This window comes from Pseudomonas sp. P5_152 (assembly GCF_033989915.1).
Lineage (GTDB): Bacteria > Pseudomonadota > Gammaproteobacteria > Pseudomonadales > Pseudomonadaceae > Aquipseudomonas.
Map to the genome: position 1 here is coordinate 2,204,272 of NZ_JASFAH010000002.1, position 21,930 is coordinate 2,226,201.

Here is a 21,930-nt window from a genome sequence, read left to right on the forward strand (position 1 = left end):
AATCAGTCCAGTGCGGTCAGCGCACAGACTCCGGAGCGGGCGTTGCCTTGGTCCCTGGAGTGGCACGGCGCGCGTTCAACAGCAGGTGGGTGAGCATGCCGAAGATCAGCCCCCAGAACGCGGCGGACAAACCGAACAGCGACATCCCCGAGGCCGTCGCCAGAAAGGTCACCAGCGCCGCTTCGCGATCGTTGGGCACCGCCATCGCACCCGCCAATGCCCCGGCAATCGCCCCGAACAGCGCCAGCCCGGCGAGGGCTGCGATCAGCTCTTTGGGAAAGGCCGAAAACAGCGAGACCAGGGTTGCGCCGAAGATCCCCAGCACCAGGTAACACAAGCCGCCGACGACCCCAGCGACATACCGCTTGCCTGGGTCCTCGTGAGATTCACGGCCGGTGCAGATCGCCGCGGTGATCGCCGCCAGGTTCAAACCGTGGCAGCCAAAGGGTGCGAGTAACGCCGTACCCAACGCGCTGCTGGCGATGATCGGGCTGGCGGGAGTCGAGTATCCGCTGGCTCGCAGCACTGCCATGCCGGGGACAAACTGCCCCGTCAGTGCCACCATCACCAGCGGCAACGCGATGTTCAAGGTCGCGCTCAAGCTGAATTGCGGGGTTATCCAGACCGGCGTAGCCAGGCCGATCACCAGTGCGTCGACCCGCAGGTCCCCGGCGAGCAAGGCCATGGAGCAACCCACCAGCAGCACCATCAACACCGCGTAACGCGGCATCAGGCGCTTGCACATCAGGTAGGTGGCAAACATCGCCAGCACCAGCCACGGCTTGCCCTGCAACGACACGAACAGACCGGTGCCGAAGCTGAACAGAATCCCCGCCAGCATGGCTGCGGCAATGGCGGCCGGCAGCTTGCTGATGATCCGGTCGAACGCGCCCGAGACCCCGATCAAAAAGATGATCAGGCTGCTGACCAGATACGCCCCCACCGCTTCCGGCATGCTGATCCCCGGTAACAGCGCCACCAGCAGCGCCGATCCCGGCGCCGACCAGGCGATGATCACCGGCACGCGGTAGCGCAGACTCAAGCCGATGCCCAACAGCGCACTGCCAATGGAAATCGCCCAGACCCAGGACGACAGCACCTCGCGCGACAGATGGGCGGCGTCGGCCGCCTGGAAAATGATCACCAGGGGGCCGGCATAGGAAATCACCGTGGCAATAAAACCGGCGACTGCCGCCGACAGCGAAAAGTCCCGCAATAGCCCTTTCATGCTTCAGGCACCCGATGGCGACAGCGCGCTGGTAGCGCTCGATGCGCTGCGCTGGTTACTGATGGCAAACACGGTCATGGCAATGGCAGCTACCGCACCCGGCAGGGCAAACGCCATGAAGTTGAGTTGCAACGGCAAGTTGATCCCCAGCAGGGCACCACCGAGCAATGGACCGACAATAGCACCGTTGCGACCGATACCGGAGGCCCAGCCCAGGCCGGTGGAGCGGATCGTCATGGAGTAGAACTGTGCGGCGCAGGCGTACAGCAGGATCTGCGAACCGATGGTGGTGGCACCGGCAATGGCGATCAGCAGGTACAGCAAAGGCATCGGGCTGTTGAAACCGAGCAAGGTGATCGACACCGCCGCCATGGCGAAGAACACCGCCAACACCCGCGGCAGGTTCAGCTTGTCGCCCAGCACGCCGCCACCGACGGCGCCGAAGATTGCGCCGAAGTTCAGCACCAGCAGGAACGACAGGCTCGAGCCCAGACTATAGCCAGCGTTGGCCATCAGCTTCGGCAGCCAGGAACTCAAGGCATAAACCATCAACAGGCAGCAGAAAAATGCCAGCCACAGCATCAGCGTGCGCAGCGCCCGACCTTCGCGAAACAACTGCAGCACCGGGGTTCCCGTGCCCTTCACTTCGCTCATCTGCAACTGATCGCTGCTGTGCCCAACGTACGTCGGCTCCACTCGCTCGAGGACCTTGCGTGCCTCTTCATTGCGCCCCTGGCGCAGCATGAAACCCACCGACTCAGGCAAGAAGTACATGATCAGCGGCAGCATCAATAGCGGTAGCACCGCGACGTAGAACACCGACTGCCAGCCAAAACTCGGGATCAGCACAATGCCCAGCCCCGCCGACAACATGCCGCCGACCGAGTAGCCGCTGAACATGATCGCCACCAGGGTGCTGCGGATTTTTTTCGGCGCGTATTCGTTCATCAGCGCCACCACGTTGGGCATGACCCCGCCGATGCCCAGCCCAGCGATGAACCGGCAGATCCCGAACTCCGTCGGGTTGCGGGCAAACCCGTTGAGCACGGTGAAACCGCTGAACAGGATCACACACAGGGTAATGGCTTTCTTGCGGCCGATCCGGTCCGACAGCGGGCCGAAAAACAGCGCGCCGAACATCATCCCGAACAGCGCGTAACTGCCCAGGGCACCGGCCTGCAAAGGACTCAGCCCCCACTCTTTCATCAGCATCGGCAGGACCACGCCGTAGATCACCAGATCGTAGCCATCGAAGATGATGATCAGGGCACACCAGAACAGCACCATCCAGTGGAAGCGGTTGAAACGAGCGTTGTCGATCAGCTCATGTACGTCGATCTTGCGCATGGCATCTGTCTCTTGTTGTTGTTTTTTTAAGAGCATCGGTCACGGGGTAAGCGTGCGTATCACCGAGGGTAGAGAGGCCAGTGGCGCGGCAATATCCGCTTTGCGCAGATCGCTATCCGTTTTGTGCAGCGAGTGGATTGCAGAGCATCCCAGGGATCAAGGCCGGGAGCAGTGACAGCCCGCTGGTCGAAAAAAGCCACACTGGCGAAATTAACCGTCTACACCTTGTACTTGACTGATGAATCAGTTTTCAACGCGTTAGGGCAACGGCTGCAGTGAAGCGTGAACATGGGTGAAGCCAGGCCTTAAACCATCAGGACGAAGCCATCACTCCTTCAGTAGGGACACTGTCATGCACCTTCATCCAAGGCTTAGCACGCTCCTGTCGTGCACTTCCCTCTTGCTGCTCGCCAGTCCCGTCGTCGAGGCGGCTTGTAGCCTGCTCCCCGGCCCCGGTGATACCAGCCATACGTGCGCCAGTGGCACCAGCGGTCCACTCACCGACACCCTGGGCAACAACTCCCTGACCTTCCCGGCCAACGGCTCCGGCGTGATCAATGGCGACGTCACGTTCGGCGCCGGAGCGGACCGGGTGTTGATGGACTCCGGCACCATTGCCGGTTCGCTGGACCAGAGCGATGGCAGCGACTCCCTGGAGATCAACGCCGGACAGATCACTGGCGCGGTCTACCAAGGCAACGGCATCGATGAGTTCAAAATGACCGGCGGGCAGATCCAGTCGCTGGCCCAGGGCGACGGTCGAGATCGTTTTCTGATGACCGCGGGCACCATCGTCGGGGCCTTCGAGGATGGCGATGTGGCGACGATGACCGGGGGCACCATCGGCCGCGTCGACATGAAACTCGATAACAACATTTTTGATATGTCGGGGGGGCGGATTATCGGCAACCTGGTCACCGCGTTTGGCCGGGATACGATCACCGTGTCAGCGGGCTCGATCGGTGGCAACATCAGCACCAGCGGCGGCGATGACATCATCAGCGTTTCCGGCGGGGTGATTGCCGGGCAGATCCGCGCCAGCGCTGGCAACGACCGCTTCACCTGGGGCAACGGCGGACAGATCAACTCCGCCATCCTCATGGGTGACGGCGACGACAGTGCCCTGTTGAGCAATCTCTCCGAGAACACACTCGCCTCCACCCCCTCCGTGGACGGTGGGCTGGGCACTGACCGCCTGAGCTTCGACAACAGCACCTCGGCAGGCGCCGCACGTTATGTCGGCTGGGAGTCAGTGAGCCTGGACAACCGCTCGCACTTTACCCTGGCGGGGGATTTTTTCCTCGGAGACAGCGCCAGCGCCACGGGCGTATTTGCCATTGACGGCAGCAGTACCCTAGCCGTGACCCAAGGCGCTATCCGCCCCTACACCGCCGGCCAACGGACGACACTGAGCAACGCCGGAATCATCGACATGACCAACGGCAGCAGCAGTGCCAGCGATGCACTGACCGTCCATGGCAACTACGTTGGCAACAACGGGCAACTGTTGCTGCAAACGGTGCTGGGTACCGACAACTCTGCCAGTGACAAGCTGGTGGTGTCCCAAGGCACCCTCAGTGGTAACACCCAACTGGGCATCACCAACCTCGGTGGCCTGGGCGGCTTGACCCGCCAGAACGGGATCGCAGTGGTGCAGGCCCAGAACGGCGCCACCAGCAGCAGCGATGCCTTTGCCTTGAAGGGCTCGCTGTCTGCCGGTGCCTATCAGTACTACCTGTTCAAGGGCGGGGTCACCGCAGGCTCCGAGAACAACTGGTACCTGCGCTCATCGGTGGTGGCAGTGCCGCCGCCGACTGTTCCACCCGTAGTTGTCCCACCGGTGGTGCCACCGGCCCCGCCACCGATCGAGCAGCCTGCGCCCGAGGTTGACCCGGATGAGCCCGCCGTCGAACCGCCGACCGCGCGGCCAGTAGCCCCCGTCGAGCCGAACCCGGTGCCGCCGCCACAAACCCTGGCCCAGACCTCGCCGACACCGGCCATCAGCACGCCGCCGATCCCCACGGCCGTGGCCGGCGCCGATCCGATTCCCCTGTATCGCCTGGAAGTCCCGGTGTATTCCGTGGTCCTCCCCGCTGCTCAGTTGCTGACGATGCAAGCCTTGGGCACCTTCCATGACCGTCAGGGCGAGCAAAGCCTGCTGAGCGAAACCGGCGCCGTCCCTGCTGGCTGGGGCCGTATGTATGGCAGTAATCTGCAAAAAAGCTGGTCCGGCACTGTGGCCCCGAGCTTTGACGGCTCGCTCCAGGGCTTTCAGATTGGCCATGACCTGTATGCCTCGCAGACCAGCGGCGGACAGTTGCAACGCTTCGGTTTTTTTGTCGGCCACAGTCATCTGCAAGGCGACGTCGATGGGTTTGCCGAAGGCTTCGAGGATCGACGCTCGGGCCGGGTCAAGCTCGACGGCGATCAGGTAGGCGCCTACTGGACCCTGGTCGACCCCAGCGGCTGGTACCTCGATACCGTAGCGATGTGGTCGAGCCTGGACGGCGACAACCGCTCCGATCGCGGAGTCAAGATCGACACCGATGGCCATGCGCTGGCGCTGTCCGTGGAGGCTGGATACCCGATCGCCGTCGCGCAAGACTGGGTGCTGGAGCCCCAGGTGCAGGTAATCAACCAGCAAATTGACCTGGACTCGCAGAACGACGGCATCTCCAATGTCGCATTCGACTCCCAGGACTACTGGACCGGCCGCCTCGGTGCCCGCCTCAAGGGGCGATTCGTGGCACAGGACATCCCGCTCGAGCCCTATCTGCGGGTCAACCTGTGGAAAACTTTCGGCGGTTACGACACCGTCACCTATGACGACATCGATCGGATCAAGAGCGAGCATGAGTCTTCATCTGCGGACCTGGGCGTGGGCCTGGTGGCGAAGCTGTCTTCGAGTGTCAGCGTTTATATGGGGGCCGACTACAACACCCATCTGGACAGCAACGACCTGGACGGCGTCTCCGGCAATCTGGGCATGCGCATGAGCTGGTAGCCGCCCCGCGCATAGTCACGGCCGCGCCAGGACATCCCGCCAGCCAGGCTTACGGGAATGCAAAAGTTTGCGCCTGTCCGACAAATTGTGTTCTTTGTGAACGCATTTGAACGCTAAGCTTGGCCTATGGATGATTCAGATTATTTACGCCTGCTGACCATCGCGGCCGAGCAGGCCAACGCGTTCCTCTCCAATGCCCGCAAATGGGAGCGTGAGCGTTGGGTGTGCCAGCGCCTGTTGCAGGGCTTGAACATTCCTTACCGCGCCGACGAGTTCAGCCCCGCCGGCGAGCCGCCCGACGTGCTGTTTCGCGAGGCCAATTTCGAAGTGTTCTTCGTTCTCGACGAAGGTCGGCGGCTCAATGACGAGTGGCGCGATGAACTGCAGCGCCGACGCAGCGCGTTCTCCCTGAGCCAGTTGGTGCGCCGCGAGGCCAAGCCCAAGCGGATTCCGGCCAACGAATTTTTACTCAGGCTGGCACCGACCCTGCGCAAAAAAGCGCACAACTACAAAGAACGTGGCATGGACCTGGGTGAACTGGACATCATCGCTTTCGCCAGCCTCAAGCGTGAAGTGCTGGACCTCAACAGCCATTTCCCACCCCCCACCGAATACCTGCGCCAGGGCTGGCGCTCGCTCTCACTGGTAGGCCCGACCTTCGCCCGCGTGCTCTTCGCCCATCCCGACGCGCCGGACTTCCTGCGCAGTAACCTGGGGCGCAGTATCGTCTTCGACGTCGGGATCAGCCTGTGAGCCCGTTGCAAGAGCTGATTGCCGCGGTACCCCAGCAAGGCCGCGTGCGTTGGCTGGGCGTGCGCCCACAATCGCGCGGGCCGATGCTCGCGCTCGATGCCGTGGAAGCACGTTTGGAGGCGGGACTGACGGGCGATCATGCGCGGCCCGGGGTGCGCAATGCGCGGCAGGTCACGCTGATCCAGTGGGAACACCTGGCCGTGATCAGTTCCTTGATGGAACGCCCTGCAGACCAGCCGATCCAGCCCCAGGACTTGCGCCGCAATATTGTGGTCAGCGGGATCAATCTGTTCAGCCTCAAGGGCCGGCGCTTTCGAATCGGCCAGGCCATCTTCGAAACCACGGGCTGGTGCCAGCCCTGCGCCAGGCTCGAACAGAACCTCGGCCCAGGGACTTTCCAGGCCGTGCGCGGCCATGGCGGGATTACCGCGCGGGTGATACAAAGTGGCATCATTCGCCTGGATGACAGGCTGTGTGTCGAGCCCGTGCCAGTGAGCGGCTATGCTCCCTTCAATACTGGCGGCTGACTTGGCCGTGCGCTGTAGCTTCTACACCTTTAGCAACGTCTATCTACCTGACGAGGCCTTGATATGACCAGCCGCCTGAACCCGGACGACCAACAGCATGTCGAAGAGTACCTGCACCTGTCCCAGCACCAAGTCGAGCGCCGGCCTTTTCGGCCGTGGATGCTCCTGGTGATAGTCCTGGCGGTGACCATTGGCCTGGGCCTGCTGAGCCGTTTTATCAGTTACCTGACGCTATGAGCTGCGTGGCGCTCGCTCGGGTAACTGCACCGATTTCTTTTAGCCTTGCGAGATATCCCCATGACTCATCGTATTGTCATCGTTGGCGGCGGCGCCGGCGGTCTGGAGTTGGCTACCCGTCTGGGTAAGACTCTGGGCAAGCGTGGCACGGCCAGTGTGATGCTGGTCGACGCCAACCTGACCCACATCTGGAAACCGCTGCTGCATGAAGTGGCCGCCGGTTCGCTGAACTCTTCCGAAGACGAACTCAACTATGTCGCCCAGGCCAAATGGAACCACTTCGAGTTCCAACTGGGGCGCATGAGCGGGCTCGATCGCGCGCAGAAGAAAATCCAGCTGGCCGCTACCTACGACGAAGCCGGCCTGGAGCTGGTACCGGCTCGTGAAGTGTCCTACGACTCGCTGGTAATCTCGGTAGGCAGCACCACCAACGACTTCGGCACCCTGGGCGCGGCCCAGCACTGCCTGTTCCTCGACACCCGCAAACAGGCCGAGCGTTTCCACCAGCAACTGCTCAACCATTACCTGCGTGCCCATGCCGGACAGACCGATAAGGTCGAGCAAATCAGCGTGGCCATCGTCGGCGCTGGCGCCACCGGTGTCGAGTTGGCCGCCGAACTGCACAACGCGGCCCATGAACTGGCCGCCTACGGCCTGGACCGGATCAAGCCGGAAAACATGCACATCACCCTGATCGAGGCTGGTCCCCGAGTGCTGCCGGCCCTGCCGGACCGGATCGGCGGTCCTGTGCATAAAACCCTGGAGAAACTTGGGGTCAATGTCATGACCAACGCGGCGGTCAGCGAAGTGACGGCCGACAGCCTGATCACCGCCGATGGCAATGTGATCAAGGCCAGCCTGAAAGTCTGGGCGGCCGGGATCCGCGCCCCGGGTTTCCTCAAGGATATCGACGGCCTGGAAACCAACCGCATCAACCAGCTGCAGGTATTGCCGACCCTGCAGACCACCCGCGACGAGAACATCTTCGCCTTCGGTGATTGCGCCGCCTGCCCGCAACCCGGGACTGATCGCAACGTGCCGCCGCGTGCCCAGGCTGCGCACCAGCAGGCTTCGCTACTGGCCAAATCGTTGAAACTGCGGATCGAAGGCAAACCACTGCCGTCCTACAAGTACACCGATTACGGATCGTTGATCTCGCTGTCGCGGTTTTCGGCTGTGGGTAACTTGATGGGCAACCTGACGGGCAGCGTGATGCTGGAGGGCTGGCTGGCGCGGATGTTCTACGTGTCGCTGTACCGCATGCACCAAGTGGCGCTGTACGGGCCGTCCCGCACGGCGATGCTGATGCTGGGCAGCAAGATTGGACGCGGCACCGAGCCCCGCCTGAAATTGCACTGAGGACCCGATGTAACGCTTGCTCGCGATAACGGCAGCACATTCAACATCGACTGTGACTGATATACCGCTTTCGCGGGCAAGCCCGCTCCCACATTAGAGGTCTGCGGCACGTCGGGATTTTGTGCAGGCAAAAAAAATCCCCGTATCTTTCGATACGAGGATTTTTAATATGGTCGGGGTAAGGGGATTCGAACTCCTGACATCCTGCTCCCAAAGCAGGCGCGCTACCGGACTGCGCTATACCCCGGTAAAAAAAAGGCGACCTTTCCAAGTCGCCTTCTTCGATCAGCGCTTTTGGCCTCTGATCTTAAGATTCGATTCCAGCGTTAACTGGTTTCAAAAATGGTGGGTCGTGTGGGATTCGAACCTACGACCAATTGGTTAAAAGCCAACTGCTCTACCAACTGAGCTAACGACCCAAAAATGGTCGGGGTAAGGGGATTCGAACTCCTGACATCCTGCTCCCAAAGCAGGCGCGCTACCGGACTGCGCTATACCCCGGTTTGAAATTGGCTCCGTGACCAGGACTCGAACCTGGGACCCAATGATTAACAGTCATTTGCTCTACCGACTGAGCTATCACGGAACTACATATTTCAATCACAACATTTGAAGCTTTACTGCGTTCTCTTCGACCCGTTCGCATCGCTGCGTTCGTGTGTCTGAGGCGCGCTATTCTACAACCTTAAACACCTCTGTCAACCCCCTAAATTGCTTTCAAGACAATGATTTGCAACTTATTTCAGATTTCTACTTGGGGAGTGGAAACCCTTGGGGCGACTTACTGCGGGGCGCACTTTACAAGCCTTTTCCTTACAGTTCAACACCCTGTGAAAAAAAAGGCCCCGCAATGCGGGGCCTCTGCTCTTTTACGGCAATCAGGCCTCAGTTGAACACGATTTCGTCGTTCACCACGGTGGCCGTTACGCTGGTGCCTGGCAGGAAGCTGCCCGACAGAATCAGCTGGGCCAGCGGGTTTTCGATCCAGCGCTGGATCGCTCGTTTGAGCGGCCGTGCGCCATAGACCGGGTCGTAACCCACCGCGATCAACTTATCCAACGCTTCGCTGCTCAGTTCCAGCTTCAGCTCACGCTCAGCCAGACGGCTGCGCAGGCGGCCCAACTGGATTTCAGTGATGCCGGCAATCTGATCACGGGCCAGAGGCTCGAAGATCACCACTTCGTCGATCCGGTTGATGAACTCCGGACGGAAGTGTGTCGACACCGCATCCATCACCGCGGCACGTTGCGCCTCACGATCACCCACCAGTTCCTGGATCTGTACCGAGCCCAGGTTGGACGTCATGACGATCACCGTATTACGGAAATCCACGGTGCGTCCGTGACTGTCGGTCAGGCGACCGTCTTCCAGCACTTGCAGCAATACGTTGAACACATCCGGGTGGGCCTTCTCGACCTCGTCCAGGAGGATCACCGAGTACGGCTTGCGACGTACCGCTTCGGTCAGGTAACCGCCCTCCTCGTAACCCACGTAGCCTGGTGGTGCCCCGATCAGCCGCGCCACGGAATGTTTCTCCATGAACTCGGACATGTCGATACGCACCATCGACTCTTCCGTATCAAACAGGAACTCGGCCAGCGCCTTGCACAGCTCGGTCTTGCCCACGCCAGTTGGGCCGAGGAACATGAACGAACCACTTGGGCGGTTAGGGTCGGACAACCCGGCGCGCGAACGCCGCACCGCGTTGGCCACAGCCACCACGGCCTCGTTCTGGCCGATCACACGTTGGTGCAACAGGCTTTCCATCTTCATCAGCTTGTCGCGCTCACCCTCGAGCATTTTCGACACCGGGATACCGGTCCATTTCGACACGACTTCGGCAATTTCTTCTTCAGTCACCTTGCTGCGCAGCAACTGGTTTTCGCTCTTGCCATGCTGGTCGACCATTTGCAGGCTGCGCTCCAGGTCCGGGATCACCCCGTACTGCAACTCGGCCATGCGATTCAGGTCACCTTTACGGCGGGCAGTTTCCAGTTCCTGGCGCGACTGCTCGATTTTCTGCTGGATCTGCGCAGAACCCTGCACTTCCGCTTTCTCCGAGGTCCAGATTTCCTCCAGGTCGGAATACTCGCGTTCCAGCCGGACAATCTCTTCCTGGAGTTTTTCCAGGCGCTTGATCGCCGCTTCGTCATCTTCTTTCTTCAGGGCCTGGGATTCGACCTTGAGTTGAATCAGGCGCCGCTCCAGGCGATCCAGCACTTCGGGCTTGGAGTCGATTTCCATGCGAATGCGGCTGGCCGCTTCGTCGATCAGGTCGATGGCCTTGTCCGGCAACTGCCGGTCAGTGATATAGCGATGGCTCAGCTTGGCCGCCGCAATGATCGCACCGTCCGTGATCGCCACCTTGTGGTGAACCTCGTAGCGCTCTTTCAGGCCACGCAGGATAGCGATGGTGTCTTCCTCGCTTGGCTCATCCACCAGGACTTTCTGGAAGCGTCGCTCGAGGGCCGCGTCCTTCTCTATATATTGACGGTACTCATTGAGCGTGGTCGCGCCGACGCAGTGCAGCTCACCCCGGGCGAGGGCCGGCTTGAGCATGTTACCGGCATCCATCGAGCCTTCGCCTTTACCGGCGCCGACCATGGTGTGCAGTTCGTCGATGAACAGAATGATCTGCCCTTCCTGCTTCGACAGTTCGTTGAGCAGGCCTTTGAGGCGCTCTTCAAACTCGCCACGGTACTTGGCACCGGCAATCAGCGCGCCCATATCCAGCGACAGCAGGCGCTTGCCACGCAGGCCGTCTGGCACCTCACCATTGATGATGCGCTGGGCCAGGCCTTCGGCAATCGCGGTTTTACCCACACCCGGCTCACCGATCAGCACCGGGTTGTTTTTGGTCCGGCGCTGCAGGACCTGGATGGTCCGGCGAATTTCGTCGTCACGGCCGATCACCGGGTCGAGCTTGCCGTCTTCGGCGCGCTTGGTCAGGTCGACCGTGTATTTATCCAGCGCCTGGCGCGACTCCTCGGCATTCGGGTCGTTCACTGCTTCACCACCACGCAGGTTGGTGATCGCATTCTCCAGGGCTTTCTTGCTCACGCCCTGGCCGAGCAGCAACTTGCCGAGTTTGCTGTTCTCGTCCATGGCGGCGAGCAGCACCAGCTCGCTGGAGATGAACTGATCACCTTTTTGCTGGGCCAGGCGATCGGCCTGGTTGAGCAGGCGCGCGAGGTCCTGCGACATGTTCACGTCGCCAGTCGGATTCTGGATTTTTGGCAATTGGTCGAGCTCTTTGCTCAACGCGCTGCGCAGGCTGTTGACGTCGAAGCCCACTTGCATCAGCAGCGGCTTGATCGAGCCACCCTGCTGTTCAAGCAGTGCTTGCATCAGGTGCGCAGGTTCAATGCCCGGATGATCGAGGCCAACGGCCAGGGATTGGGCATCGGATAAGGCTAACTGCAATTTGCTGGTTAAACGGTCTATACGCATTGGTCACCTTCCTTTTGAGCAGGCCGGAGCGATGGACACACCTAAATAGAGAAACCTGCCAGATACCCCACTAGATGCGGTCGATTCTGGAAGATTCAAGCGTCGGGCAGTTGATGCAGGTCAGGAGAGTCTAGCGTTCGAGCCAGATCAGGGAGGCAAACCGGCCGGTGCGTGGCGCACGGCGGTAGGAAAAGAAGCGTGGGTCGGTCACGGTACACCAGCCGCCACCGTACACGGCGTTGACGCCGCGGGCTTTGAGGCGCAAGCGCGCCAGCAGGTAGATGTCGGCCAGGTACTTGCCAGCATTGTGACTGGGCACAAAAGCCTGATGTGTTTCTGCAAGTTGCGCGATGAACACTTCGCGAACTTCCGGACCCACTTCAAAGGCCCTCGGGCCAATGGCCGGACCGAGCCAGACCAGCACTTGTGCCGGATCCACGGCGAGGCTGTCGAGCGTCGTCTCCAGCACGCCTGCGGCTAATCCGCGCCAGCCGGCATGAGCTGCCGCAACACGGCTACCGGCACGATCACAGAACAACACAGGCAGGCAATCGGCCGTCATCACCGTGCAGGCGATGCCGGGCGTGGCCGTCCAGCTGGCGTCCGCGGTCGCGACCAGGGCCGGGTCAGCGTGAGCCACGGCAACACCGTGCACCTGCTGTAACCAGGCCGGTTGTATCGCAAAGTGATCCGTCAGGCGCCGGCGATTCTCGGCCACTGCTGCAGGGCTGTCATCAACATGATCGCCCAGGTTGAGGCTGTCGAACGGCGTCAGGCTGACGCCGCCCGCACGGGTGGTGACACAGGCTTTGACCCCGGCAGGCAGCGGCCAGTCAGGAATCAGCCAGTCACTCATCCGATGAACGCCTCACGGTCCTGCTTGAGCAGCGTCAGCAACCAGACGAAATCTTCCGGTAGTGGCGATTCCCAGCTCATGCGCTTGCCGGTGGTCGGATGATCCAGTTCCAGGAAACGCGCATGCAGCGCCTGACGCGGGAAGTGTTTCAGCGACTCGACCATGGTCACACTGGCTGCCGGCGGGATACGGAAGCGACCGCCGTAGGCAGGGTCTCCGACCAACGGGAAGTTGATGTGGGCCATGTGCACCCGAATCTGGTGGGTTCGACCGGTTTCCAGCTTGACCCGCACGTGGGTGTGGGAGCGGAAACGCTCGAGCACACGGTAGTGGCTGACCGCCTGCTTGCCGCCTTCCATTACCGCCATGCGCTGGCGCTGCTGGCCGTGACGACCGATCGGCGCGTTGATCTTGCCGCCGGCGGTGACCACACCAATCACGATGCACTCGTAGATCCGGCTGACACTGCGGCTCTGCAACTGTGTAACCAGTTGCGTCTGCGCCTGAATGGTCTTGGCCACCACCATCAAACCGGTGGTGTCCTTGTCCAGACGGTGCACGATACCAGCGCGCGGAACATTGATGATGTCCGGCACGTGGTGCAGCAAGGCGTTGAGCAACGTGCCGTCGGCGTGACCGGCGGCAGGATGCACCACCAGCCCGGCAGGCTTGTTGATCACCAGGATGTCGTCATCTTCATAGACGATGTCCAGAGCGATGTCTTGAGCGATCCATTCGCCCTGAGCTTCCTGCTCGGCGGTCAACTCAAGGATGGCGCCACCATGGACAATGTCTCGCGGGCGGATAACCGCCCCATCCACAGTCAGGCGGCCGTCTTTGATCCAGGCGGAAAGGCGCGAGCGCGAGTGCTCAGCGAATAATTGTGCGGCGACTTGATCGAGGCGTTGGCCGCCCAATTCGGACGGCACCTCTGCGCGAAGTTCAATTTTATCGGACATGCTCAGACTAGGCGTCGGCACAGCCTTTGGTTTCGGCTGCGCGCTTGTGGTTAAATACGGCGTCTTTTGCCCCGAGGCTATTCAACGGGGCACTCATCATAACAGGACGGCCCCGCCCAAGACAGCGGCCGTCATAGGGACGCAAGCCGCCATGCAAGTGAAACACCTGCTGCTGATCGCCATCCTCGCATTGACCGCTGCTTGCTCGTCGAAGGAAGTCGTAGACGAAAACCTCAGCGAAGTCGAGCTGTACCAGCAGGCTCAGACCGATCTGGACAACAACAGCTACACCGCGGCCACAGCCAAGCTGAAGGCCCTGGAGTCGCGTTATCCCTTCGGTCGCTATGCGGACCAGGCTCAACTCGAACTGATTTATGCGAACTACAAGAACGCCGAGCCCGAGGCTGCCAAGTCGGCTGCCGAGCGCTTCATCCGCCTGCACCCCCAGCACCCGAACGTCGACTATGCCTATTACCTCAAGGGCCTGACCTCGTTTGACCAGGATGTTGGCCTGCTGGCGCGCTTCCTGCCGCTGGACATGACCAAGCGTGACCCAGGTGCAGCCCGCGACTCGTACAACGAATTCGCCCAGCTCACCAGCCGCTACCCCAACAGCCGCTACGCGCCGGACGCCAAGCAGCGCATGATTTACCTGCGCAACCTGCTGGCCTCCTACGAAATCCACGTTGCCGACTACTACCTGACCCGTCAGGCCTATGTCGCAGCGGCCAACCGCGGTCGCTACGTGGTGGAAAACTTCCAGGAAACACCATCGGTCGGTGATGGCTTGGCCGTGATGGTCGAAGCCTACCAGCGCCTGCACCTGGACGAGTTGGCCAATACCAGCCTGGAAACCCTGAAGCTGAACTACCCGAATCACTCAAGCCTGGTGGACGGTCAGTTCGTGCCACGGGTTGCCGAAGCCGACAACCGTTCGTGGGCCAGCAAGGCCACCTTGGGCCTGATCGAGTCCCGTCCGCCGCTGCCGCCGGGTGAAACCCGCGCCAACCAGGACATCATGAAGCAGTATCAGGATGCCAAGGACTCCATCCCGGCCGAGCTCAAGCCACAAGACGGCGATGCTGTCGAAGAAGAGCAACACGAAGCGGAAGGCAGCAACGACGACCGCTCCTGGTTCAGCTACATGACCTTCGGCGTGTTCGACTGATACCCGCCAGGTACACAAAAGGAGACTTTCGAGTCTCCTTTTTTATTTCCGGATTTTATAGCGCTGTGCGCTGGATGAGACCTTGGCTAAACTGCCCAATCATCCTCCCAAAAAGCCGCTGACCATGCTTCGTTTACTGTTCTGGATTGCCCTGATTGCTGCTGCGGTATGGTTCTGGCGCAAGTTCAAGCGCCCCGCCGACGCCTCCCGCCCGACACCCAGCGAGCAAAATGCACCACCCATGGTCCGTTGCGCCCACTGCGGTGTTCACCTGCCACGCGACCGCGCCCTGAGCCTGCAGCAACAGTGGTATTGCAGCCAGGGCCACCTTGAGCAAGGCCCAAGCTCGCGGGATCGTTGAGACATTACCTGCCGCTACTCAAGTAGCGGCGACAAACGTTAGCCCACGGACGGACACGACGTTGAAGACTTCCCAGCATATTCCGGCTCCCCCCTGCCGGCTCCGGCGCCTGCTGGGTGATTCGCTGCCCATCCGTAGCCTGCGCCAGCAGATCGACAAACTGGCCCAAAGCCAGGCTGCGGTGTACATCAGCGGCGAATCAGGTAGTGGCAAAGAGCTGGTTGCCCGGCTGATTCACGATCAAGGCCCACGCGCCAGCCAGCCTTTCGTCCCTGTCAACTGCGGGGCCATCCCGACGGACCTGATGGAAAGCGAATTTTTCGGTCACCGCAAAGGCAGTTTCAGCGGCGCCATCGAAGACAAACCCGGGTTGTTCCAGGCAGCGAATGCAGGGACCCTGTTCCTTGATGAAGTCGCGGACCTGCCACTGGGCATGCAGGTCAAACTGCTCAGGGCCATTCAGGAAAAGGCCGTGCGCAGCATCGGGCAGTTACACGAAAGCCTGATTGATACGCGAATACTCTGTGCCACGCACAAGAACCTGGACGCGGAAGTCAGCGCCGGACGATTTCGTCAGGACCTGTACTATCGGCTGAACGTGATCGAGCTGCGCGTGCCGCCGTTACGCGAGTGCCGCGGTGACATAGAGCTGCTGGCCACCCAGATGCTCAAACGCCTGGCCGCCGACACGGGCGCGCCCCTCGCACACCTGCTGCCGCAAGCCCTGGAGGCCCTCAAGGGCTATGGTTTTCCGGGTAACGTCCGCGAACTGGAAAACATGCTCGAACGCGCCCACACACTGTGTGAAAACCAGCAGATAGGAACCAGTGATTTGCGGCTGATCCAAGCCGATGGCAGCGCTAGTGCCAGTGAGGACGCCCCTCTCTGCGACCTGAAGCAGGTCGACAACCTCCAGCATTACCTGGAGGAGATCGAGCGCCGGGTGATTCTCCAGGCCCTGGAGCAAACCCGCTGGAACCGCACGGCAGCCGCCCAGCGCTTGAGCCTGTCGTTTCGCTCCCTGCGTTACCGGTTGAAAAAGCTCGGTCTGGAGTGAAGCGCAGCCTCAGATCCGTCCAGCCGGTGCATAGGGGGCCGGATCGATCACTGGCTCGCGTCCCAGCAACACATCGGCGAACAACTGGCAGGAAGCGGGTGCGAGTACCAGGCCATTGCGGTAATGCCCACAGTTGAGCCACAACCCGCCAACCCCCGGCACCGCACCAATATAGGGAACACCCTCTGGTGAACCGGGACGCAGCCCCGCCCAATGCCCAACCACTTCGGCCCGTGCGAGCGCTGGAATCAACTCCACTGCCGAAGCCTTGAGGCTTTCCAGCGCAGTCTCGGTTGGCGTCTTGTCGAACCCTTCGTGCTCCAGGGTGCTGCCGATCAGGATGTGGCCGTCGCGACGTGGAATGGCGTAACGGCCCTTGGCCAGAACCATGCTCGAGAGAAAGCCCGCTTCACACTTGTAGAGAATCATCTGGCCTTTCACCGGTTCCACCGGCAAAACCAGGCCCAGGGTCTTGAGCAGATCGCCACTCCAGGCACCTGCGGTCAACACCACCTGATCACCCAGGATCGGGCCGCTGGAACTCTCGACTCCCAGCACTCGCTCACCCTGGCGAATGAAGCCGCTGACCTCGCACTGTTCGTGAACGGTCACGTTGGGCAGCGCCAGCAATGCCGCCTTGAGTGATTTGACCAGGCGCGGGTTACGCACGTTGGCCACATCTGCCATGTAGATCGCCCGAGAAAAACCTGACCCCAACACGGGCACGTGGTCGTGAGCGGCCGAGATATCCACAGCACTGAGCGGGCGATTCTCCCGCTGCGCCCAGGCCAGCGCCTCGGCTTCGTCCTCCAGGTCCAGCCAGTACAAGCCCGTGGTATGAACCTCAGGGTCGACCCCGGTGGCGGCGAACAAGCGCTCGGCCAACTGTGGATAAAAGTCCTGGGACCAATGAGCCAAGGCCGTGACTGCCGGACTGTAGCGCCATGGATACAGCGGCGAAACGATACCGCCGCCCGCCCAGGAAGATTCCTGGCCAAGACTGGAACGATCCAGCAGGATCACCCGCTCTACATGGGGCGCCAGATTAAACGCCGTCAGCAGGCCGATCACTCCGCCGCCGACAATCACCACTTGCTCTTGCTTGGCCATCATCTGATCCAACAGTAAAAAAGACAGGGGGTGCAAGCCGCACCCCGAAAAAGCGCCTCAGCGGCCCCAGCAATCTTTGCTAGTCAGCTCGGCTGCCGCATTGTTCATGCCCATCACACCGGTGTTGCTCAGCGTGAGATCGCCACATTTGTCGCTGGCCATGCTGGCGTCAGACTTACGCACGGCCGTCAGCAGGAAGCTTTGATCCGCCAGGGTCGGGACGATGCTGTAGTACTCGTTACCAGCACTCAGTCCCGTGGCATTGCTGTAGACATTGTTTTGGGAGTGGAACCGCTCAAGCAACTGCGCCTGCTCTGACAGCAGCCCTGCGATCTCGCTACGGTGGGTCTTTTTCACGTACTCGGTGAGCAGCGGAGCGGATATGGTCACCACAATGCCGATGATCGCGATCACAATCATGATTTCGATCAGGGTAAAGCCTTGGTTGAATCTACGCATTGCCTCAAGTCTCACTTACTGTATTTGTCGCCACATGATTCGACGGCTGCCGCCATCGCTGTTTTCAACCGCGCAGGGCCTGCCATCGCCGAGGGTCTCCCCAGCCAAGCAGGTGCCGAGCATCTTACCGCCGATCGCAGCGGCTTCGCTCTCGATCTTGGCATAAATACTCTCCACCACCGTACGTGAATGGCCACCCAGCCCCACTGCGCTGACCCGATACAGCGTGGCCCTGGTATCCACCGGAACCCGCACCGCCCCCGTGATACTGCCCAGGCTCTGCACCCCATAAACACCATTGGCGGCGGCGATCCAGGTCACCCCGGACGTGGCGTTGAACCCAGCCGAGGTGACCACCGAGGATTCGGCCGGCGGCCCGCAGCGTATCCCCCCAGCGCACTCCGGCAATAAGTAGCTGCTACGCTGCACGGCACTCTCGCCAATCCGCAGGGCCGCCTCCGCCCCCTGGAATGACTGATTGCGCGCGACCAGGCTTGCCGCCAGTTTTTCCTGGAGTGTGGCGTTCTGCATCGCCGCAACCCCGATCAGCGTCAACAGCGAGAGGAACACCAGGCTCAGCAACAGCGCCATGCCCGACTGGGCTCTTGTCTTGAGAGACGTCATCAGCGCCTCCTAAGGCAAGCGGTTACGCAAGCTGGCCACGACATTGAAGGTTTGATCGCGCACACGCTGGCCGGGATCTGCCAGAGTCAGGGTCAAGCGTACGCTGCGGATCCGCGCCGGGTCGCCGGGGTTCGAGCTGTAACTGGAAACTGCAGTACCGCTGGCACTGTCGGCCAGACCGAAACTCACGGCAAAGGCCTTGACGTTGCTGACCAGGGCCTGCGTGCTGTCACCTGCCGTCAGCAGGATTTCGTCATCACGCAGGCGGTAATCCAGGCGGCGAATCGCTAAGGCAATTTCTCCCACTGCCGGGCTCTGTCGCTTACTGTAGGCAGTGGCCCGGGTGCGACAGTCCGACACTACCGTCCAGGTCGGCACGCCGCCATTGCCGCCAACGTCCGCGGTGACCAGGCTGAGCTTTTTCAAGGTGTTGTCCCATTTGATCGGTGCGTTGCGGCCAGCACTGAAATCCCCGCTTTCACTGGCATCGGTGATGTTTTGCAGGCAACCGAACACACCGACCATGCGAATCTCCTGCAGCAACTTGCTCAAGACAAAACGCGCATCCTCCTGCATGCCGGCCGCTGCGTTCTGCGCGCGGTAGGTGTTGTTCGCCGCCATGAAGATCTGCGTCACACCCAGCACTACCGCCAGGCTGATGGCTAACGCCAGTAGCAGCTCGATCAGGCTGAACCCCCGGCACCTGTTGCTCATGGCGCCCCCAGCGGTTCGACCGCGACACGACTGCTCAAGACCAGGCTGCGCCGGGTATCCGCAATACCGGCGGCGCGTGCGTCATCCCAGGTAATGGTGATGCTGTACAGGCCTTGAGCGTGGCTGATACTGCCGCGGGCGCTAGGGCCACCGAACTCGCGGATATGGCTGTGGAAATCCGCCAGGTCCTGATTCCGTGCCGACACCACAGGGCCCGATATCGGCGCAGGGAGACTGTAGTCAGCCGCCACATTGGCGCGAATCCGGTCCAGCATGTCGTAGGCAATAAAACTCGCCTGGCTGCTCATCAGCGAGCTGTCGGTGTATTTCAAGGCATTGAGCTGAACCGCCGCCGCCCCTAGCAACCCTGCAGTCAGAATCAGCAAGGCCACCATCACTTCAATCAAAGTCACACCGCCCTGTGCACCCGCTACCGTCATCCGCACGGTTCCTACCTCCCTGTGATCGATCCTGATCACCAGGAAGGTTAGCGCCGGCTGCGCGTCGCTGCTCGCCCCCGGAACAAGGCGCAATACATTCGCGACTGCGCCAGTGCGGCCCTACGCAGCGAAACCTTTTGCACAATGATTGGCCGCCGCCCTGTGCCGCCAACAGCTACACCTAGGGATACCTCGTAACTCCAGGGAAGGAGCCGTCATGGATCAAAAAGGCCTGGGCTTGATCGAGTTGCTGGTAGGCCTGGCCATTGCCGCCATGGCGCTGCACCTCAGCGTGCCGGCGCTCAGTCAATACGCGCAGTCAGTGCGCCGGGAAAGCGCGGCCCTGAGCCTTGCCAGCGGCCTGCGCAATGCGCGCAGCGAGGCGCTGCTGCGCAATCAGGCGGTGGTGGTGCATGGCTTGAACGATGACTGGAGCCAGGGCTGGCGAATCATCCTGGACCTCAGTGGTCGCGGCCAGGAGGACAGCAGCAACCCACTGTTGCGCCAGCACCAGACTGGCGGGACGCCGCTGATCGTCGGCAATCAATGGGTCAGGCGTTTTGTACGATTCAGCAGCCTGGGCGAGCCGTTATTGCCCGCAGGTACTTTTCAGGTAGGGACGTTGCACATCTGCGCGAGCCGCCAGCCAATCAGTCACCATCAGGTGGTGCTGTCCAGAAGCGGCCGCGTCAGCCTGCGCCACGACAAGGCGGAGCAGGCCTTGTGCGCGGGATCAAAGCAGGGAGCGAACCCGTAGTTCCTTGGGCATGGAGAAGGTGATGTTCTCCTCGCGACCGGCCAGTTCATCGGCACCGGAGGCACCCCAGGCGTGCAACTGCTGGATTACCCCACGAACCAGCACTTCCGGTGCCGAAGCCCCGGCGGTGATGCCGATCCGCTCGACGCCATCGAACCAGCTGCGCTGCAAATCTTCGGCGCCGTCGATCAGGTAGGCCGGGGTAGCCATGCGCTCGGCTAGTTCACGCAGGCGGTTGGAGTTGGAGCTGTTGGGGCTGCCCACCACCAACACCACATCGCATTCGTCGGCCAGTTGCTTGACCGCATCCTGACGGTTTTGCGTGGCGTAGCAGATGTCGTCCTTGCGTGGACCGCCAATGGCCGGGAAACGCGTGCGCAAGGCGTCGATCACCCGACTGGTGTCATCCATCGACAAGGTGGTCTGGGTGACGAAGGCGAGCTTGTCCGGGTTATGCACCTGCAAGGCGGCAACATCCTTTTCGTCTTCGACGAGGTAGATCGCACCGCCGTTGCTGGCATCGTACTGGCCCATGGTGCCTTCGACTTCCGGGTGACCGGCATGCCCGATCAGGATGCACTCGCGACCGTCACGGCTATAGCGCGCGACTTCGATATGCACCTTGGTCACCAACGGGCAAGTTGCGTCGAACACCTTCAGGCCACGGCCTGCGGCTTCGCTGCGAACAGCCTGGGAAACCCCGTGGGCGCTGAAAATCACGATGACGTCATCCGGCACCTGATCCAGTTCCTCGACGAAAATCGCTCCGCGTGCACGCAGGTCTTCAACCACGAACTTGTTATGGACCACTTCGTGGCGCACATAGATCGGCGGCCCGAAGACCTCCAGGGCGCGGTTGACGATTTCGATCGCCCGGTCCACACCGGCGCAGAAGCCACGGGGATTGGCGAGTTTGATTTGCATGCTGTGCCTCGTGTCTTGCCCTGTAGGAGCGGGTGCCCGCTTGCGGCTTGCTCGCGAAAAACTCAAAGACACCGCGTTTATCCAGGATATACGCGTCATCGTTAACGATCATCGCGAGCAAGCTCGCTCCTACAAAAGGCCGGCTTAGTCGGTTAGAGCGCTTTGACGTCGATGATCTCTACGTCAAAGGTCAAGGTCTTGCCCGCCAGCGGGTGGTTGAAGTCGATGGTCACTTGCGTGTCATCGAATTCCTTGACCACACCCGGCAGCTCGGTGTTGGCCGCATCGTTGAAGATCACCAGCAAACCCGGGGACAGCTCCATGTCCTGGAACTGCGAGCGCGGGATGATCTGTACGTTCTGCGGGTTGGGCTGGCCAAACGCACGCTCTGGCTCGATGCTCAGTGTACGCTTGTCGCCCGCCTTGAAGCCGAACAAGGCGGCTTCGAAACCTGGCAACAGGTTGCCATCGCCGACCTTGAAGGTCGCCGGGGCTTTGTCGAAAGTGCTGTCGACGGTGTCGCCGTTCTCCAGGCGCAATGCGAAATGCAAAGTGACTTCCGTGTTCTGACCGATGCGTTGCTCAGCCAATACCTG

General features: G+C 61.1%; 19 protein-coding genes, 4 tRNA genes and 2 pseudogenes. 9 read left to right on the top strand and 16 right to left on the bottom strand.

The window, feature by feature from the left end; genetic code table 11:
- Window positions 1-16: 16 nt before the first annotated feature.
- Together QMK50_RS09980 and QMK50_RS09985 are read right to left on the bottom strand one after the other, a co-directional pair.
- On the bottom strand, window positions 17-1,228 hold the full coding sequence (locus QMK50_RS09980; protein WP_320333037.1) for a benzoate/H(+) symporter BenE family transporter: 1,212 nt from the start codon (window positions 1,226-1,228) through the stop codon (window positions 17-19).
- A 3-nt stretch (window positions 1,229-1,231) separates the two neighbouring features.
- Window positions 1,232-2,575 carry an aromatic acid/H+ symport family MFS transporter gene (locus tag QMK50_RS09985; RefSeq protein WP_095166533.1) on the bottom strand — a complete coding sequence of 448 codons (1,344 nt, stop codon included), beginning with the start codon at window positions 2,573-2,575 and terminating at the stop codon, window positions 1,232-1,234.
- A gap of 352 nt (window positions 2,576-2,927) precedes the next feature.
- On the opposite strand from QMK50_RS09985, the gene QMK50_RS09990 reads away from it, so the two are divergent.
- The 5 genes from QMK50_RS09990 to QMK50_RS10010 all read left to right on the top strand — a co-directional run bounded on the left by QMK50_RS09990 (window position 2,928) and on the right by QMK50_RS10010 (window position 8,455).
- Complete coding sequence (locus tag QMK50_RS09990; protein ID WP_320333038.1) at window positions 2,928-5,579, top strand: autotransporter outer membrane beta-barrel domain-containing protein; 2,652 nt, start codon at window positions 2,928-2,930, stop codon at window positions 5,577-5,579.
- 126 nt (window positions 5,580-5,705) lie between these two features.
- Window positions 5,706-6,332 (top strand): DUF1780 domain-containing protein, encoded by a 627-nt coding sequence (locus tag QMK50_RS09995; protein WP_095166529.1) that lies wholly within the window; start codon window positions 5,706-5,708, stop codon window positions 6,330-6,332.
- The gene (locus tag QMK50_RS10000) at window positions 6,329-6,859 is read left to right on the top strand and encodes an MOSC domain-containing protein (RefSeq protein WP_095166527.1); all 531 of its coding nucleotides are present in this window, start codon (window positions 6,329-6,331) and stop codon (window positions 6,857-6,859) included. The genes QMK50_RS09995 and QMK50_RS10000 overlap by 4 nt, the downstream gene beginning before the upstream one ends.
- 63 nt (window positions 6,860-6,922) lie before the next feature.
- Complete coding sequence (locus QMK50_RS10005; protein WP_095166525.1) at window positions 6,923-7,096, top strand: DUF3094 domain-containing protein; 174 nt, start codon at window positions 6,923-6,925, stop codon at window positions 7,094-7,096.
- Between the two features lie 60 nt (window positions 7,097-7,156).
- Complete coding sequence (locus QMK50_RS10010) at window positions 7,157-8,455, top strand: NAD(P)/FAD-dependent oxidoreductase (protein WP_320333039.1); 1,299 nt, start codon at window positions 7,157-7,159, stop codon at window positions 8,453-8,455.
- A gap of 170 nt (window positions 8,456-8,625) precedes the next feature.
- On the opposite strand, the gene QMK50_RS10015 is transcribed toward QMK50_RS10010, so the two are convergent.
- From QMK50_RS10015 to rluD, 7 genes are all read right to left on the bottom strand, one after another.
- Window positions 8,626-8,702 (bottom strand) — tRNA-Pro (locus QMK50_RS10015).
- A 96-nt stretch (window positions 8,703-8,798) separates the two neighbouring features.
- Window positions 8,799-8,874: transfer RNA gene (locus QMK50_RS10020), tRNA-Lys, on the bottom strand.
- Window positions 8,875-8,879: 5 nt separating this feature from the next.
- Window positions 8,880-8,956 (bottom strand) — tRNA-Pro (locus QMK50_RS10025).
- A 9-nt stretch (window positions 8,957-8,965) separates the two neighbouring features.
- Window positions 8,966-9,041 (bottom strand) — tRNA-Asn (locus tag QMK50_RS10030).
- 299 nt (window positions 9,042-9,340) lie between these two features.
- Window positions 9,341-11,905: an ATP-dependent chaperone ClpB gene (clpB, locus tag QMK50_RS10035; protein ID WP_320333040.1), complete on the bottom strand. Its 2,565-nt coding sequence runs from the start codon at window positions 11,903-11,905 to the stop codon at window positions 9,341-9,343.
- A 130-nt stretch (window positions 11,906-12,035) separates the two neighbouring features.
- On the bottom strand, window positions 12,036-12,761 hold the full coding sequence (pgeF, locus tag QMK50_RS10040) for a peptidoglycan editing factor PgeF (RefSeq protein WP_320333041.1): 726 nt from the start codon (window positions 12,759-12,761) through the stop codon (window positions 12,036-12,038).
- Window positions 12,758-13,720: a 23S rRNA pseudouridine(1911/1915/1917) synthase RluD gene (gene rluD / locus QMK50_RS10045; RefSeq protein ID WP_095166517.1), complete on the bottom strand. Its 963-nt coding sequence runs from the start codon at window positions 13,718-13,720 to the stop codon at window positions 12,758-12,760. The genes pgeF and rluD overlap by 4 nt, the downstream gene beginning before the upstream one ends.
- Before the next feature lie 151 nt (window positions 13,721-13,871).
- Here rluD and QMK50_RS10050 point away from each other — a divergent pair, with 151 nt between their 5' ends.
- The 3 genes and pseudogenes from QMK50_RS10050 to QMK50_RS10060 form a co-directional block, all read left to right on the top strand.
- Window positions 13,872-14,888: an outer membrane protein assembly factor BamD gene (locus tag QMK50_RS10050; protein ID WP_095166515.1), complete on the top strand. Its 1,017-nt coding sequence runs from the start codon at window positions 13,872-13,874 to the stop codon at window positions 14,886-14,888.
- Between the two features lie 124 nt (window positions 14,889-15,012).
- Window positions 15,013-15,249 (top strand): PP0621 family protein, encoded by a 237-nt coding sequence (locus QMK50_RS10055; RefSeq protein WP_095166631.1) that lies wholly within the window; start codon window positions 15,013-15,015, stop codon window positions 15,247-15,249.
- Between the two features lie 103 nt (window positions 15,250-15,352).
- A pseudogene (locus QMK50_RS10060) lies at window positions 15,353-16,306 on the top strand (sigma-54 interaction domain-containing protein); the annotation flags it as partial.
- Between the two features lie 9 nt (window positions 16,307-16,315).
- Here QMK50_RS10060 and thiO read toward each other — a convergent pair.
- The 5 genes and pseudogenes from thiO to pilV all read right to left on the bottom strand — a co-directional run bounded on the left by thiO (window position 16,316) and on the right by pilV (window position 19,653).
- Window positions 16,316-17,416, bottom strand: coding sequence for a glycine oxidase ThiO (gene thiO / locus QMK50_RS10065; protein WP_320333042.1), 1,101 nt, complete (start codon window positions 17,414-17,416; stop codon window positions 16,316-16,318).
- A 57-nt stretch (window positions 17,417-17,473) separates the two neighbouring features.
- The gene (locus tag QMK50_RS10070) at window positions 17,474-17,875 is read right to left on the bottom strand and encodes a type IV pilin protein (protein ID WP_095166512.1); all 402 of its coding nucleotides are present in this window, start codon (window positions 17,873-17,875) and stop codon (window positions 17,474-17,476) included.
- A gap of 156 nt (window positions 17,876-18,031) precedes the next feature.
- Window positions 18,032-18,499 (bottom strand): annotated as a pseudogene (locus QMK50_RS10075) (PilX N-terminal domain-containing pilus assembly protein); the annotation flags it as partial.
- A gap of 9 nt (window positions 18,500-18,508) precedes the next feature.
- Window positions 18,509-19,213, bottom strand: coding sequence for a PilW family protein (locus QMK50_RS10080; protein ID WP_320333043.1), 705 nt, complete (start codon window positions 19,211-19,213; stop codon window positions 18,509-18,511).
- Entirely contained in the window at window positions 19,210-19,653 is a 444-nt protein-coding gene (gene pilV / locus QMK50_RS10085; RefSeq protein ID WP_320333044.1) for a type IV pilus modification protein PilV, read from the bottom strand. The genes QMK50_RS10080 and pilV overlap by 4 nt, the downstream gene beginning before the upstream one ends.
- Before the next feature lie 217 nt (window positions 19,654-19,870).
- On the opposite strand from pilV, the gene QMK50_RS10090 reads away from it, so the two are divergent.
- Complete coding sequence (locus QMK50_RS10090) at window positions 19,871-20,410, top strand: GspH/FimT family pseudopilin (RefSeq protein WP_159998041.1); 540 nt, start codon at window positions 19,871-19,873, stop codon at window positions 20,408-20,410.
- Here QMK50_RS10090 and ispH read toward each other — a convergent pair.
- Together ispH and fkpB are read right to left on the bottom strand one after the other, a co-directional pair.
- Entirely contained in the window at window positions 20,387-21,334 is a 948-nt protein-coding gene (ispH, locus tag QMK50_RS10095) for a 4-hydroxy-3-methylbut-2-enyl diphosphate reductase (RefSeq protein ID WP_320333045.1), read from the bottom strand. The two genes, QMK50_RS10090 and ispH, sit on opposite strands and share 24 nt — an antisense overlap.
- A 152-nt stretch (window positions 21,335-21,486) precedes the next feature.
- Complete coding sequence (fkpB, locus tag QMK50_RS10100) at window positions 21,487-21,924, bottom strand: FKBP-type peptidyl-prolyl cis-trans isomerase (RefSeq protein WP_174244638.1); 438 nt, start codon at window positions 21,922-21,924, stop codon at window positions 21,487-21,489.
- Window positions 21,925-21,930 lie beyond the last annotated feature (6 nt).